We start from the raw sequence: 16,158 nt of genomic DNA on the forward strand, positions 1-16,158 counted from the left end.
AGGGTTATTTTTTTGAACTTTTTTAGAAAGGAGGTAAAAAATGGGAGAAAGAATCAAAGGTTTATCTATAGGTTTAGATTTGGATTCAGCAAATTTAAATAGATCACTTACAGAAATTAAACGAAACTTTAGAACCTTAAATTCAGACTTAAAGTTGACTGGAAACAACTTTAAATATACTGAGAAATCAACTGATAGTTATAAACAACGAATCAAAGAGTTAGATGGAACAATTGCAGGTTATAAGAAAAACGTTGATGATTTAGCCAAGCAATATGACAAGGTATCTCAAGAACAGGGCGAAAACAGTGCAGAAGCTCAAAAGTTACGACAAGAATATAACAAACAAGCAAATGAGCTGAATTATTTAGAAAGAGAATTACAAAAAACATCAGCCGAATTTGAAGAGTTCAAAAAAGCTCAAGTTGAAGCTCAAAGAATGGCAGAAAGTGGCTGGGGAAAAACCAGTAAAGTTTTTGAAAGTATGGGACCTAAATTAACAAAAATGGGTGATGGTTTAAAATCCATTGGTAAAGGTTTGATGATTGGTGTAACTGCACCTGTTTTAGGTATTGCAGCAGCATCAGGAAAAGCTTTTGCAGAAGTTGATAAAGGTTTAGATACAGTTACCCAAGCAACAGGAGCAACCGGCGGAGAGCTTAAGAAGTTGCAGAATTCATTTAAAGATGTTTATGGCAACTTTCCAGCAGACGCTGAGACTGTAGGCGGTGTTTTAGGGGAAGTTAACACAAGGTTAGGTTTCACTGGCAAAGAACTTGAGAGTGCCACAGAGTCATTCTTGAAATTTAGTCACATAACAGGTTCTGACGGCGTACAAGCCGTTCAATTAATTACGCGTGCAATGGGTGATGCAGGTATTGAAGCTGATGAGTATCAAAGTGTACTTGATATGGTAGCGAAAGCAGCACAGGCTAGCGGTATAAGTGTTGATACATTAGCTGATAGCATTACTAAATACGGTGCTCCAATGAGGGCTATGGGCTTTGAGATGAAAGAATCAATCGCTTTATTCTCTCAATGGGAGAAATCAGGTGTTAATACTGAAATAGCCTTCAGTGGTTTGAAAAAAGCTATATCCAATTGGGGTAAAGCGGGTAAAGACCCAAGAGAAGAATTTAAGAAGACATTAGCAGAAATTGAAAGGACACCGGATATAGCTAGCGCAACAAGTTTAGCGATTGAAGCATTTGGTGCAAAAGCAGGTCCTGATTTAGCAGATGCTATTAAAGGCGGTCGCTTTAGTTACCAAGAGTTCTTAAAAACTATCGAAGATTCCCAAGGCACAGTAAATCAAACGTTTAAAGATTCTGAAAGTGGCTCCGAAAGATTTAAAGTAGCAATGAATAAATTAAAATTAGTAGGTGCTGATGTATGGACTTCTATTGAAAGTGCGTTTGCACCAGTAATGGAAGAATTAATCAAAAAGCTATCTATAGCGGTTGATTGGTTTTCCAATTTAAGTGATGGTTCTAAAAGATCAATTGTTATTTTCGGTGGTATTGCTGCTGCAATTGGTCCTGTAGTTTTTGGATTAGGCGCATTTATAAGTACAATTGGCAATGCAGTAACTGTATTAGCCCCACTATTAGCTGGTATTGCAAAGGCTGATGGATTAATTAGTTTTTTATCGACTAAAGTACCTATATTAGGAACTGTCTTCACGGCTTTAACTGGTCCAATTGGCATTGTATTAGGTGTTTTGGCTGGCTTAGCAGTCGCATTTACAATTGCTTATAAGAAATCTGAAACTTTCAGAAATTTTGTTAATGGTGCAATTGAAAGTGTTAAACAAACATTTAGTAATTTTATTCAATTTATTCAACCTTTCATTGATTCTGTTAAAAACATCTTTAAACAAGCGATATCAGCAATAGTTGATTTTGCTAAAGATATTTGGAGTCAAATTAATGGATTCTTTAATGAAAACGGAATTTCTATTGTTCAAGCGCTTCAAAATATATGCAATTTTATCAAAGCTATATTTGAATTTATTATAAATTTTGTAATTAAACCAATCATGTTCGCGATTTGGCAAGTGATGCAATTTATTTGGCCGGCGGTTAAAGCTTTAATTGTCAGTACTTGGGAGAATATAAAAGGTGTGATACAAGGAGCTTTAAATATCATACTAGGTTTAATTAAGTTCTTCTCAAGTTTATTTACTGGAGATTGGCGAGGAGTTTGGGATGCGATTGTTATGATTCTTAAAGGAGTCGTTCAATTAATATGGAATTTAATTCAATTATGGTTTGTAGGCAAAATACTTGGCGTTGTTAGGTACTTTGGCGGATTGCTAAAAGGATTAATAGCAGGTATTTGGGACGTAATAAAAAGTATATTCAGTAAATCTTTATCAGCAATTTGGAATGCGACAAAAAGTATTTTTGGATTCTTATTTAATAGTGTCAAATCAATTTTCACGAATATGAAAAATTGGTTATCTAATACTTGGAGTAGTATCCGTACGAATACGATAGGAAAAGCGCAGTCATTATTTAGTGGCGTCAAATCAAAATTTACTAATTTATGGAATGCGACGAAAGAAATTTTTAGTAATTTAAGAAATTGGATGTCAAATATTTGGAATTCCATTAAAGATAATACGGTAGGAATTGCTAGCCGTTTATGGAGTAAGGTACGTGGAATTTTTACAAATATGCGTGACGGCTTACAAAGTATTATCAGCAAAATTAAAAGTCATATCGGCGGTATGGTAGATGCTATTAAAAAAGGACTTAATAAATTAATCGACGGTTTAAACTGGGTCGGTGGTAAGTTGGGCATGGATAAAATACCTAAGTTACATACTGGTACAGAGCACACACATACTACTACAAGATTAGTTAAGAACGGTAAGATTGCACGTGACACATTCGCTACAGTTGGAGATAAGGGACGCGGAAATGGTCCAAATGGTTTTAGAAACGAAATGATTGAATTCCCTAATGGTAAACGTGTAATCACACCAAATACAGATACTACTGCTTATTTACCTAAAGGCTCAAAAGTATATAACGGTGCACAAACTTATTCAATGTTAAACGGAACTCTTCCAAGATTTAGTTTAGGTACTATGTGGAAAGATATTAAGTCCGGTGCATCATCAGCATTTAACTGGACAAAAGATCAAATAGGTAAAGGTACCAAATGGCTTGGCGATAAAGTTGGCGATGTTTTAGATTTTATTGAAAATCCAGGAAAACTTTTAAATTATATACTTGAAGCTTTTGGAATTGATTTCAATTCTTTAACTAAAGGAATGGGAATTGCAGGCGACATAACAAAAGCTGCATGGTCTAAGATTAAGAAAAGTGCTACTGATTGGATAAAAGAAAATTTAGAAGCTATGGGCGGTGGCGATTTAGTCGGCGGAATATTAGACCCTGACAAAATTAATTATCATTATGGACGTACCGCAGCTTATACCGCTGCAACTGGAAGACCATTTCATGAAGGTGTCGATTTTCCATTTGTATATCAAGAAGTTAGAACGCCTATGGGTGGTAGACTTACAAGAATGCCGTTTATGTCTGGTGGTTATGGTAACTATGTAAAAATTACTAGTGGCGTTATCGATATGCTATTTGCGCATTTGAAAAACTTTAGCAAATCACCACCTAGTGGCACGATGGTAAAGCCCGGCGATGTTGTTGGTTTAACTGGTAATACCGGATTTAGTACAGGACCACACTTACATTTTGAAATGAGGAGAAACGGACGCCATTTTAACCCTGAACCATATTTAAGAAATGCAAAGAAAAAAGGTAGGTTATCAATTGGTGGCGGTGATGCTACTTCTGGAAGTGGTGCAACTTATGCCAGCCGAGTAATCCGACAAGCGCAAAGTATTTTAGGAGGACGTTATAAAGGTAAGTGGATTCATGACCAGATGATGCGAGTTGCAAAGCGTGAAAGCAACTATCAATCAAATGCAGTGAATAATTGGGATATTAATGCTCAAAGAGGAGACCCGTCTAGAGGATTATTCCAAATTATCGGCTCAACTTTTAGAGCTAACGCTAAACGAGGGTACACTAATTATAATAATCCAGTACATCAAGGTATCTCAGCAATGCAGTACATTGTTAGACGATATGGTTGGGGTGGTTTTAAACGTGCTGGTGATTACGCATATGCTACAGGTGGAAAAGTTTTTGATGGTTGGTATAACTTAGGTGAAGACGGTCATCCAGAATGGATTATTCCAACAGATCCAGCTCGTAGAAATGATGCAATGAAGATTTTGCATTATGCAGCAGCAGAAGTAAGAGGGAAAAAAGCGAGTAAAAATAAGCGTCCTAGCCAATTATCAGACTTAAACGGGTTTGATGATCCTAGCTTATTATTGAAAATGATTGAACAACAGCAACAACAAATAGCTTTATTACTGAAAATAGCACAATCTAACGATGTGATTGCAGATAAAGATTATCAGCCGATTATTGACGAATACGCTTTTGATAAAAAGGTGAACGCGTCTATAGAAAAGCGAGAAAGGCAAGAATCAACAAAAGTAAAGTTTAGAAAAGGAGGAATTGCTATTCAATGATAGACACTATTAAAGTGAACAACAAAACAATTCCTTGGTTGTATGTCGAAAGAGGGTTTGAAATACCCTCTTTTAATTATGTTTTAAAAACAGAAAATGTAGATGGACGTTCGGGGTCTATATATAAAGGGCGTAGGCTTGAATCTTATAGTTTTGATATACCTTTGGTGGTACGTAATGACTATTTATCTCACAACGGCATTAAAACACATGATGACGTCTTGAATGAATTAGTAAAGTTTTTTAACTACGAGGAACAAGTTAAATTACAATTCAAATCTAAAGATTGGTACTGGAACGCTTATTTCGAAGGACCAATAAAGCTGCACAAAGAATTTACAATACCTGTTAAGTTCACTATCAAAGTAGTACTAACAGACCCTTACAAATATTCAGTAACAGGAAATAAAAATACTGCGATTTCAGACCAAGTTTCAGTTGTAAATAGTGGGACTGCTGACACTCCTTTAATTGTTGAAGCCCGAGCAATTAAACCATCTAGTTACTTTATGATTACTAAAAATGATGAAGATTATTTTATGGTTGGTGATGATGAGGTAACCAAAGAAGTTAAGGATTACATGCCTCCTGTTTATCATAGTGAGTTTCGTGATTTCAAAGGTTGGACTAAGATGATTACTGAAGATATTCCAAGTAATGACTTAGGTGGTAAGGTCGGCGGTGACTTTGTGATATCCAATCTTGGCGAAGGATATAAAGCAACTAATTTTCCTGATGCAAAAGGTTGGGTTGGTGCTGGCACGAAACGAGGGCTCCCTAAAGCGATGACAGATTTTCAAATTACCTATAAATGTATTGTTGAACAAAAAGGTAAAGGTGCCGGAAGAACAGCACAACATATTTATGATAGTGATGGTAAGTTACTTGCTTCTATTGGTTATGAAAATAAATATCATGATAGAAAAATAGGACATATTGTTGTTACGTTGTATAACCAAAAAGGAGACCCCAAAAAGATATACGACTATCAGAATAAACCGATAATGTATAACTTGGACAGAATCGTTGTTTATATGCGGCTCAGAAGAGTAGGTAATAAATTTTCTATTAAAACTTGGAAATTTGATCACATTAAAGACCCAGATAGACGTAAACCTATTGATATGGATGAGAAAGAGTGGATAGATGGCGGTAAGTTTTATCAGCGTCCAGCTTCTATCATAGCTATCTATAGTGCGAAGTATAAAGGTTATAAGTGGATGGAGATGAATGGATTAGGTTCATTCAATACGGAGATTCTACCGAAACCGAAAGGCGCAAGGGATGTCATTATACAAAAAGGTGATTTAGTGAAAATAGATATGCAAGCAAAAAGTGTTGTCATCAATGAGGAACCAATGTTGAGCGAGAAATCGTTTGGAAGTAATTATTTCAATGTTGATTCTGGGTACAGTGAATTAATCATACAACCTGAAAACGTCTTTGATACGACGGTTAAATGGCAAGATAGATATTTATAGAAAGGAGATGAGAGTGTGATACATGTTTTAGATTTTAACGACAAGATTATAGATTTCCTTTCTACTGATGACCCTTCCTTAGTTAGAGCGATTCATAAACGTAATGTTAATGACAATTCAGAAATGCTTGAACTGCTCATATCATCAGAAAGAGCTGAAAAGTTCCGTGAACGACATCGTGTTATTATAAGGGATTCAAACAAACAATGGCGTGAATTTATTATTAACTGGGTTCAAGATACGATGGACGGCTACACAGAGATAGAATGTATAGCGTCTTATCTTGCTGATATAACAACAGCTAAACCGTATGCACCAGGCAAATTTGAGAAAAAGACAACTTCAGAAGCATTGAAAGATGTGTTGAGCGATACAGGTTGGGAAGTTTCTGAACAAACCGAATACGATGGCTTACGTACTACGTCATGGACTTCTTATCAAACTAGATATGAAGTTTTAAAGCAATTATGTACAACCTATAAAATGGCATTGGATTTTTATATAGAGCTTAGTTCTAATACCGTCAAAGGTAGATATGTGGTACTCAAAAAGAAAAACAGCTTATTCAAAGGTAAAGAAATTGAGTATGGTAAAGATTTGGTTGGGTTAACTAGGAAGATTGATATGTCAGAAATCAAAACAGCATTAATTGCTGTGGGACCCGAAAATGACAAAGGAAAGCGTTTAGAGTTAGTTGTGACTGATGACGAAGCACAAAGTCAATTCAACTTACCTACCCGTTATATTTGGGGAATATACGAACCTCAATCAGATGATCAAAATATGAATGAAACACGGTTGCGTTCTTTAGCCAAAACAGAGTTAAATAAACGTAAGTCGGCAGTTATGTCATATGAGATTACTTCTACTGATTTGGAAGTTACGTATCCGCACGAGATTATATCAATTGGTGATACAGTCAGAGTAAAACATAGAGATTTTAACCCGCCATTGTATGTAGAGGCAGAAGTTATTGCCGAAGAATATAACATAATTTCAGAAAATAGCACATATACATTCGGTCAACCTAAAGAGTTCAAAGAATCAGAATTACGAGAAGAGTTTAACAAACGATTGAACATAATACATCAAAAGTTAAACGATAATATTAGCAATATCAACACTATAGTTAAAGATGTTGTAGATGGTGAATTAGAATACTTTGAACGCAAAATACACAAAAATGATACACCGCCAGAAAATCCAGTCAATGATATGCTTTGGTATGATACAAGTAACCCTGATGTTGCTGTCTTGCGTAGATATTGGAATGGTCGATGGATTGAAGCAACACCAAATGATGTTGAAAAATTAGGTGGTATAACAAGAGAGAAAGCGCTATTCAGTGAATTAAACAATATTTTTATTAATTTATCTATACAACACGCTAGTCTTTTGTCAGAAGCTACAGAATTACTGAATAGCGAGTACTTAGTAGATAATGATTTGAAAGCGGACTTACAAGCAAGTTTAGACGCTGTGATTGATGTTTATAATCAAATTAAAAATAATTTAGAATCTATGACACCCGAAACTGCAACGATTGGTCGGTTGGTAGATACACAAGCTTTATTTCTTGAGTATAGAAAGAAATTACAAGATGTTTATACAGATGTAGAAGATGTCAAAATCGCTATTTCAGATAGATTTAAATTATTACAGTCACAATACACTGATGAAAAATATAAAGAAGCGTTGGAAATAATAGCAACAAAATTTGGTTTAACGGTGAATGAAGATTTGCAGTTAGTCGGAGAACCTAATGTTGTTAAATCAGCTATTGAAGCAGCTAGAGAATCCACAAAAGAACAATTACGTGACTATGTAAAAACATCGGACTATAAAACAGACAAAGACGGTATTGTTGAACGTTTAGATACTGCTGAAGCTGAGAGAACGACTTTAAAAGGTGAAATCAAAGATAAAGTTACGTTAAACGAATATCGAAACGGATTGGAGGAACAAAAACAATATACTGATGACCAGTTAAGTGATTTGTCCAATAATCCTGAGATTAAAGCAAGTATTGAACAAGCAAATCAAGAAGCGCAAGAAGCTTTAAAATCATACATTGATGCTCAAGATGATCTTAAAGAGAAGGAATCGCAAGCGTATGCTGATGGTAAAATTTCGGAAGAAGAGCAACGCGCTATACAAGATGCTCAAGCTAAACTTGAAGAGGCAAAACAAAACGCAGAACTAAAGGCTAGAAACGCTGAAAAGAAAGCTAATGCTTATACAGACAACAAGGTCAAAGAAAGCACAGATGCACAGAGGAGAACACTGACTCGCTATGGTTCTCAAATTATACAAAATGGTAAGGAAATCAAATTAAGAACTACTAAAGAAGAGTTTAATGCAACCAATCGTACACTTTCAAATATATTAAACGAGATTGTCCAAAACGTTACAGATGGAACAACAATCAGATATGATGATAACGGAGTGGCTCAAGCTTTAAATGTGGGGCCACGTGGTATTAGATTAAATGCTGATAAAATTGATATTAACGGTAATAGAGAAATAAACCTTCTTATCCAAAATATGCGAGATAAAGTAGATAAAACCGATATTGTCAACAGCCTTAATTTATCAAGAGAGGGTCTTGATATCAATGTTAATAGAATTGGAATTAAAGGCGGTAACAATAACAGATATGTTCAAATACAGAATGATTCTATTGAACTAGGTGGTATTGTGCAACGAACTTGGAAAGGCAAACGATCAACCGATGATATATTCACACGTCTTAAAGATGGACATCTAAGGTTTAGAAATAATACCGCAGGCGGTTCACTTTATATGTCACATTTTGGTATTTCAACATATATTGATGGAGAAGGCGAAGACGGAGGTTCATCCGGTACTATTCAATGGTGGGATAAAACTTACAGTGATAGCGGTATGAATGGCATAACAATCAATTCCTATGGTGGTGTCGTTGCACTAACGTCAGATAATAATCGGGTTGTTCTGGAGTCTTACGCTTCATCGAATATCAAAAGCAAACAGGCACCGGTGTATTTATATCCAAACACAGACAAAGTGCCTGGATTAAACCGATTTGCATTCACGCTGTCTAATGCAGATAATGCTTATTCGAGTGACGGTTATATTATGTTTGGTTCTGATGAGAACTATGATTACGGTGCGGGTATCAGGTTTTCTAAAGAAAGAAATAAAGGTCTTGTTCAAATTGTTAATGGACGATATGCTACAGGCGGAGACACTACAATTGAATCAGGTATGGGCAAATTCAACTTAGTTAAACGAAGAGATGGAAATAGTTACGTTAGCATTCAAAGTTATGATTTATTGGCGGTAGGTTCTGATAATGCTGGCGATAGAGTCGCTTCTAATTCTATTTATAAGCGTACTTATTCAGCACCTGCTAACTTACACATTACTTCTGCTGGAACAATTGGGCGTGCTACTTCTGCCAAAAAGTATAAAATTTCAATTGAAAACCAATACATCAATGAAGACGATCAGTTCAGTCATTCAAAAGAGATTTTAAAGCTTCCAATTCGTACATGGTTTGACAAATATGAATCGGAAATAATGGCTAAAGAATTGGAAAGTGGTAAAAAGTTATCTGATGATACTTTTAAACTTAGTCGACATACTGGCTTAATAGCGGAAGAGGTTGAAGAATTAGGATTTAATGAATTTGTTATTTATGATGACAACGGAGAAATCGAAGGTATCGCATACGATAGACTTTGGGTTCATTTAATACCTATTATTAAAAGCCAGCAATCAAAAATCGAAAAACTGGAGGAATTAATAAATGAATGATAGCAATCAAGGTTTACAAGCCAATCCACAATATACAATTCACTATTTATCGCAAGAAATCACAAGACTAACACAAGAAAATGCAATGTTAAAAGCATATATACAAGAACAAAATGAAAAAAGCAAAAGTGCTGAGGAAGAGTAATCCTTGGCACTATTTTTATACAAAAATTTAAGGAGGTCATTTAATATGGCAAATGAAATTATCAAAAAAACAGAGAGATTTATTTTAGTACAAATTGACAAAGAGGGAACAGAGCGCGTTTTGTATCAAGATTTTGTAGGCAGTTTTACAACGTCCGATTCAGCAAGTTATGCACAAGATTTTAAATCTGAGGAAAACGCTAAAAAGATTGCTGAAACTTTAAATCTTTTATATCAATTAACAGGCAATCAAAACGGTGTGAAAGTTGTGAAAGAAGTTGTGGATAGAACTGACTTGTCATCTGATAAATCAGTTGATAGCGAAATAATGTAACTATACTAAGTTATGAGCATTATGCTCATAGCTTTCTTAGAAAGTAGGTGTAGTTTTGGATGATATTCAGAAAATAAAAAAAGAGCTTTCTGAATTAGTTGAACGTGTTGATGATGTTGAAATACTAGCAAACGAAACAGCTGATCATGTGCTTGAACTTAGAGAGGAACATAAGCAACATCATAATGAACTAAGAGAATCTCATAAAGAACTTAAAGATAAGCAAGATAAAGTTGTAGATGAGAATTTAGAGCAAACAAAGATATTAAACAGAATTGAAGAAAGATATCAAACGCAAGTAGATGTTGCGCAAAAAAATGAAGAAAAGACACTCGCCCAAAATAAATGGCTCGTAGGTGCCATATGGGCGCTTGTAACAATTGTTATGATTGCAGTCATTACTGCATCAATTACTGCGTTATTACCTTAAGGGAGGTGGACATAATGAGTTGGGCAAGATGGTTATCATGTTATTTGTATGGTCGTAAATGTAAATAATGTTTTTGGTCAGTGCATCGGCACTGGCTTTTTATTTATTGTTGTAATTATGGTAATATGCAGAAGTGAGCAAGTTGGATAGATGGTGGCTATCTGAGTATAAGGAGGTGGTGCCTATGTTGGCATTACTGAAATCTTTAGAAAGGAGACGCCTAATGATTACAATTAGTACCATGTTGCAGTTTGGTTTATTCCTTATTGCATTGATAGGTCTAGTAATCAAGCTTATTGAATTAAGCAATAAAAAATAACCATCGCTAACTTTGGCTGGTTTCGATGGTTAAATGGTTATTAATTTAATCTTTAATCTAAAATAGCCACCGTCTTTTTAACGGGCTCACTAGGGTAACATGTTTGCGCATGTTGCCCTTTTTCTATATATAAATTAACACACCATAATATAAATATCAAATAGACGGCTTATTAGTCGTCTTTTTATTTTGGATAAAAGGAGATAAGAATATGATTAATTGGAAAATTAGAATGAAACAAAAATCATTTTGGGTAGCGATATTGTCAGCTATCTTTTTATTTGCTCAAAACATCGCCAAAGCTATTGGGTATGATATTCAAGTTTATACAGAGCAATTAACAGACGGTTTAAACGCTATATTAGGATTTTTAGTATTAACTGGTGTGATTCAAGACCCGACTACTAAAGGTATAGGTGATAGCCACCAAGCTTTAGAATATGAAGAACCAAGAAGAAAATACTAGGAGGTAAAATAATGAAAACATACAGTGAAGCAAGAGCAAGGTTACGTTGGTATCAAGGTAGATATATTGATTTTGACGGTTGGTATGGTTACCAATGTGCAGATTTAGCAGTTGATTACATTTATTGGTTGTTAGAAATTAGAATGTGGGGAAATGCAAAAGATGCAATCAATAACGATTTTAAAAACATGGCAACAGTATATGAAAACACACCATCGTTTGTTCCACAAATAGGTGATGTGGCTGTATTTACCAAAGGAATATATAAACAATACGGTCATATTGGTTTAGTGTTTAATGGTGGTAATACAAATCAATTTTTAATTTTGGAACAGAACTATGACGGTAACGCAAATACGCCTGCAAAGTTACGTTGGGATAATTATTACGGCTGTACTCACTTTATTAGACCTAAGTATAAAAGTGAGGGCTTAATGAATAAGATCACAAATAAAGTTAAACCACCTGCTCAAAAAGCAGTCGGTAAATCTGCAAGTAAAATAACAGTTGGAAGTAAAGCGCCTTATAACCTTAAATGGTCAAAAGGTGCTTATTTTAATGCGAAAATCGACGGCTTAGGTGCTACTTCAGCCACTAGATACGGTGATAATCGTACTAACTATAGATTCGATGTTGGACAGGCTGTATACGCGCCTGGAACATTAATATATGTGTTTGAAATTATAGATGGTTGGTGTCGCATTTATTGGAACAATCATAATGAGTGGATATGGCATGAGAGATTGATTGTGAAAGAAGTGTTTTAATTCTTAGGTTAAAATGTTAAATATTTGTTAATTATTTTTTAATGTAAGTTTAGTTTCTTTTAATATTTTATTGATTTTTAATATTTTCTCAATATAAAATGAAGTTGTTGATATTTATCATCTTAAATAAGGGTGTTAGCTATAAAAAGAGATAAATAAAAACAAATATATTATATTTGGAGGAAGCGCCATGCTCAAAAGAAGTTTATTATTTTTAACTGTTTTATTGTTATTATTCTCATTTTCTTCAATTACTAATGAGGTAAGTGCATCAAGTTCATTCGACAAAGGAAAATATAAAAAAGGCGATGACGCGAGTTATTTTGAACCAACAGGCCCGTATTTGATGGTAAATGTGACTGGAGTTGATGGTAAAGGAAATGAATTGCTATCCCCTCGTTATGTCGAGTTTCCTATTAAACCTGGGACTACACTTACAAAAGAAAAAATTGAATACTATGTCGAATGGGCATTAGATGCGACAGCATATAAAGAGTTTAGAGTAGTTGAATTAGATCCAAGCGCAAAGATCGAAGTCACTTATTATGATAAGAATAAGAAAAAAGAAGAAACGAAGTCTTTCCCTATAACAGAAAAAGGTTTTGTTGTCCCAGATTTATCAGAGCATATTAAAAACCCTGGATTCAACTTAATTACAAAGGTTGTTATAGAAAAGAAATAAAACAAAATAGTTGTTTATTATAGAAAGCAATGTCTTGATTGAATATGTGTAGTGAAAATTATCTTTCATCAAATTCTCATTCATGCACGAATGGTTCTTCCCCACCTAATCAGATATTAGGTGACTTATGGGGAGAAATCAGTTAGGATGAAAAAGTGGATAATCCTTTTTTAGGCAGGTACTTCGGTACTTGCCTATTTTTTTATGTTATAATCTTTCTAGACGTATTCAAAGGACGTCTTTTTAGATTGTATGTTATAGCTAGCTTTCGGGCTAGTTTTTTGCTATGATGTGTTACACATGCATCAACTATTTACATCTATCCTTGTTCACCCAAGCATGTCACTGGGTGTTTTTTTCTTATGATAGAGAGCATAGTTTTCATACTACTCCCCCGTAGTATATATGACTTTAGCATTCCCGTATAATAGTTTACGGGGTGCTTTTTATGTTATAATTAACTGTATATAGTAGGAGTGAACTATATAGCCTGTTAAGTGGCCTAGTAACCTAACACTTATCCTGCAATTGATATCCTTTTTGCCCTTCACTCGATACATATATCTCAACAACATAGAAATATTACAGTCGCTACACCGCATCTTAAATGGTGTGGTTATTTTTATTGGAAGTGTGTATCAGGTATCAGTAATGTTAAAACACCAGCTAAAAATGAAAAGAATTCACCAGTGCCAGCAGGTTATACACTCGATAAAAACAATGTACCGTATAAAAAAGAGACTGGTTATTACACAGTTGCTAATGTTAAAGGTAATAACGTGAGGGATGGCTATTCAACTAATTCAAGAATTACAGGTGTATTACCCAATAACGCAACGATCAAATATGACGGCGCATATTGCATTAATGGCTAAGATGGATTACTTATATTGCTAATAGTGGACAACGTCGTTATATAGCGACAGGAGAGGTAGACAAGACAGGTAATAGAATAAGCAGTTTTGGTAATTTTAGCGCAGTTTGATAATTATATATAAAGGTTTGGCAAGTTATGAAATGTCTGCCAAACCTTTATATAAAAAAGAAATAGCTACCTTTTAATTTATGTAACTACTATTAGTATGCATATTCATTAGTTTTACCAGGACCATTAATTACATAAGATGATTTAGACTCTCCTTTTTTAAAGAAGTATGTTTTATACATTTTACCTAGTAACTCAACATTTTTTCTATCTTCATCAAGTGGTGTATTCAGATATACTGTATAGTAACCTTTATTTTCAGTTAAAATAACCATTTTTTCAAATTGAGCAGAATTTTTTGTGCCTTTCTTTAAATAATTTCTCAAACGTTCATCTAATTTTCCTAGTGTTGTAGGAAGACCACTATTTTTAAATGATTCTTTATAAGCTTTTTCTTTCTCTAACAATTTCTTATTTGATTCTATTTCTTCATTTGTAGGAAACGGTTCAAAAGTAAAAGCTTTCGCTGAATGATGGTGTGTACTGATTCCTGCCGTTAAAAAACTTAATGCTAAAACTGTTGTTGCTAATTTCTTTTTCATAATGATGTTAATTCTCCTTAAATTCTATATTTAAATTTATAGTTAGTTTTGCGAAATTCCTAAAATGAGTTTAATCTAATCGACGAAATATATTAATTAACTGGAAATTAATAAAAGATTAATTGTTTTTAACTCAAAATTAAAGTTCAATTAGTGTTTTGATGAATTTGGTCTTGATAAATTGAAATGATCTAAAAAACGCTATAATTTTTCTATTAATAGTAATTAATATGTGCTATATTTATCTTAGACACAGCAATGTGTTCAAATTTTCATCTATTCATAAGCTAGCCTTCGGGCTAGTTTTTTTGTGCTATATATTTGTTTTAATTAAATAAAATTAGATAATGCAATAGTAGCCATTTTATGTTAATATTACCTTGGGCGTTTTCAAGGAGCGCCTTTCATTTTTTATGTATTGCTCCCCTTCGGGCTAGTATATTAAATTTATTTTTGCGCTTTCCAAATCAATGTATATGTGTTATATTGTTTATGGGAAGTAGGTAAGCATTTCGGTGCTTACCTTTTTTGTTTTTCTATAAATACAATAAGGTATGTCAATTTGATAATTTATTAATTTTCATTTAATAAGAAGATCTATATAGTTAATGAATAATTAATGTACTTTTTTTAGTTAGTCATTAAAATAAATTAGTACTAATTACTAAGGAGAATAAAAAATGAAAATTAGAAAATCTATACTTGCGGGAACTTTAGCAATCGTTTTAGCATCACCACTAGTAACTAATCTAGATAAAAATGAGGCACAAGCTAGCACAAGCTTGCCAACATCGAATGAATATCAAAACGAAAAGTTAGCTAATGAATTAAAATCGTTATTAGATGAACTAAATGTTAATGAATTAGCTACTGGAAGTTTAAACACTTATTATAAGCGAACTATAAAAATTTCAGGTCTAAAAGCAATGTATGCTCTTAAGTCAAAAGACTTTAAGAAAATGTCAGAAGCAAAATATCAACTTCAAAAGATTTATAACGAAATTGACGAAGCACTAAAAAGTAAATATTAAAAAAACCACCCTTTTACGGGTGGTTTTAATTTTCTAGATAATATAAAAGTGTTCATAAATAAAACAGTATAGGCAAACAATAAAGTATTGAAAAAAGTAAGTTTAATATGAAAATTGTTAAATGAACGACATCTTTTGTTTTTATAAATATCAAGAAAATAATCAAACTCAAAATAAATAACGTAACTGTAGTCATAGGCGTCCATACATAATCAGCATTAGTCATTAAGAATGGTGCAGCCATTATGAAAAAATTTATAATGCAGATGAAATAGACAATTAGACTATAAATTAGGTAAATAACAATACACACCCTTCATAAATAAATAATTTAAATCCTATATATTTTAACAAAAGTAAAACACAGAAGTGTAGAAAATAAAAAATATTGGTAAATAAAATCAATAAGTTTAACCAATATGTTGCTCGCTTCATACCGTATATTGCAACAAAAATTCCGATCAAGAAAAATATAGCCCCTATGATAAAACAGAAATCCGATGCTGAACTATTAAAAAATGAGGTGTTTAGAGTTAGAAAATGAGTTAATGAGTTGACTATAACTAATAAGATATTAATTATATTTGTATGGTTCTTCACATGATACCT

15 protein-coding genes and 1 pseudogene are annotated in these 16,158 nt (G+C 33.5%); 12 read left to right on the plus strand and 4 right to left on the minus strand.

All coding sequences use genetic code 11. The features are described from left to right. Window positions 1-40 precede the first annotated feature (40 nt). From ACXQH5_RS11210 to pepG1, 7 genes are all read left to right on the plus strand, one after another. Entirely contained in the window at window positions 41-4,570 is a 4,530-nt protein-coding gene (locus ACXQH5_RS11210) for a phage tail tape measure protein (protein WP_103150377.1), read from the plus strand. Continuing rightward, on the plus strand, window positions 4,567-6,051 hold the full coding sequence (locus ACXQH5_RS11215; RefSeq protein ID WP_000567407.1) for a phage distal tail protein: 1,485 nt from the start codon (window positions 4,567-4,569) through the stop codon (window positions 6,049-6,051). The genes ACXQH5_RS11210 and ACXQH5_RS11215 overlap by 4 nt, the downstream gene beginning before the upstream one ends. Before the next feature lie 15 nt (window positions 6,052-6,066). Beyond that, window positions 6,067-9,849 carry a phage tail spike protein gene (locus ACXQH5_RS11220; protein WP_458067263.1) on the plus strand — a complete coding sequence of 1,261 codons (3,783 nt, stop codon included), beginning with the start codon at window positions 6,067-6,069 and terminating at the stop codon, window positions 9,847-9,849. Next, a complete protein-coding gene (locus ACXQH5_RS11225) occupies window positions 9,842-9,994 on the plus strand; it encodes a hypothetical protein (RefSeq protein WP_001000058.1) in 153 nt (50 codons plus the stop codon). Before ACXQH5_RS11220 ends, ACXQH5_RS11225 begins: the two co-directional genes overlap by 8 nt. A gap of 45 nt (window positions 9,995-10,039) precedes the next feature. Next, on the plus strand, window positions 10,040-10,327 hold the full coding sequence (locus ACXQH5_RS11230; RefSeq protein WP_001262620.1) for a hypothetical protein: 288 nt from the start codon (window positions 10,040-10,042) through the stop codon (window positions 10,325-10,327). 55 nt (window positions 10,328-10,382) lie between these two features. Beyond that, window positions 10,383-10,757 carry a hypothetical protein gene (locus ACXQH5_RS11235; RefSeq protein ID WP_000340977.1) on the plus strand — a complete coding sequence of 125 codons (375 nt, stop codon included), beginning with the start codon at window positions 10,383-10,385 and terminating at the stop codon, window positions 10,755-10,757. 184 nt (window positions 10,758-10,941) lie between these two features. Next, window positions 10,942-11,076 (plus strand): type I toxin-antitoxin system toxin PepG1, encoded by a 135-nt coding sequence (pepG1, locus tag ACXQH5_RS11240; protein ID WP_000880504.1) that lies wholly within the window; start codon window positions 10,942-10,944, stop codon window positions 11,074-11,076. 52 nt (window positions 11,077-11,128) lie between these two features. On the opposite strand, the gene ACXQH5_RS11245 is transcribed toward pepG1, so the two are convergent. Further along, window positions 11,129-11,236, minus strand: coding sequence for a hypothetical protein (locus ACXQH5_RS11245; protein WP_031762631.1), 108 nt, complete (start codon window positions 11,234-11,236; stop codon window positions 11,129-11,131). 51 nt (window positions 11,237-11,287) lie between these two features. Between ACXQH5_RS11245 and ACXQH5_RS11250 the strand changes: the two genes are divergently transcribed. The 4 genes and pseudogenes from ACXQH5_RS11250 to ACXQH5_RS11265 form a co-directional block, all read left to right on the plus strand. Beyond that, complete coding sequence (locus ACXQH5_RS11250) at window positions 11,288-11,542, plus strand: phage holin (RefSeq protein WP_000611512.1); 255 nt, start codon at window positions 11,288-11,290, stop codon at window positions 11,540-11,542. Window positions 11,543-11,553: 11 nt separating this feature from the next. Then, window positions 11,554-12,309, plus strand: coding sequence for a CHAP domain-containing protein (locus tag ACXQH5_RS11255; RefSeq protein WP_000861038.1), 756 nt, complete (start codon window positions 11,554-11,556; stop codon window positions 12,307-12,309). A 190-nt stretch (window positions 12,310-12,499) separates the two neighbouring features. Beyond that, the gene (sak, locus tag ACXQH5_RS11260) at window positions 12,500-12,991 is read left to right on the plus strand and encodes a staphylokinase (protein WP_000920041.1); all 492 of its coding nucleotides are present in this window, start codon (window positions 12,500-12,502) and stop codon (window positions 12,989-12,991) included. A 647-nt stretch (window positions 12,992-13,638) separates the two neighbouring features. Continuing rightward, a pseudogene (locus ACXQH5_RS11265) lies at window positions 13,639-13,976 on the plus strand (SH3 domain-containing protein); the annotation flags it as partial. A 92-nt stretch (window positions 13,977-14,068) separates the two neighbouring features. Here the strand turns inward: ACXQH5_RS11265 and ACXQH5_RS11270 are convergent. After that, window positions 14,069-14,518, minus strand: coding sequence for a chemotaxis-inhibiting protein CHIPS (locus ACXQH5_RS11270; RefSeq protein WP_072491815.1), 450 nt, complete (start codon window positions 14,516-14,518; stop codon window positions 14,069-14,071). Window positions 14,519-15,198: 680 nt separating this feature from the next. Between ACXQH5_RS11270 and scn the strand changes: the two genes are divergently transcribed. After that, window positions 15,199-15,549, plus strand: a complete 351-nt coding sequence (scn, locus tag ACXQH5_RS11275; protein ID WP_000702262.1) for a complement inhibitor SCIN-A — start codon at window positions 15,199-15,201, stop codon at window positions 15,547-15,549. Between the two features lie 52 nt (window positions 15,550-15,601). Here the strand turns inward: scn and ACXQH5_RS11280 are convergent, their stop codons facing one another. Both ACXQH5_RS11280 and ACXQH5_RS11285 read right to left on the minus strand, forming a co-directional pair. Continuing rightward, entirely contained in the window at window positions 15,602-15,862 is a 261-nt protein-coding gene (locus tag ACXQH5_RS11280; protein WP_001791826.1) for a hypothetical protein, read from the minus strand. Further along, window positions 15,841-16,149, minus strand: a complete 309-nt coding sequence (locus ACXQH5_RS11285) for a hypothetical protein (RefSeq protein WP_001792927.1) — start codon at window positions 16,147-16,149, stop codon at window positions 15,841-15,843. Before ACXQH5_RS11285 ends, ACXQH5_RS11280 begins: the two co-directional genes overlap by 22 nt. Between the last annotated feature and the right edge of the window lie 9 nt (window positions 16,150-16,158).

Source organism: Staphylococcus sp. SA22 (assembly GCF_054165785.1).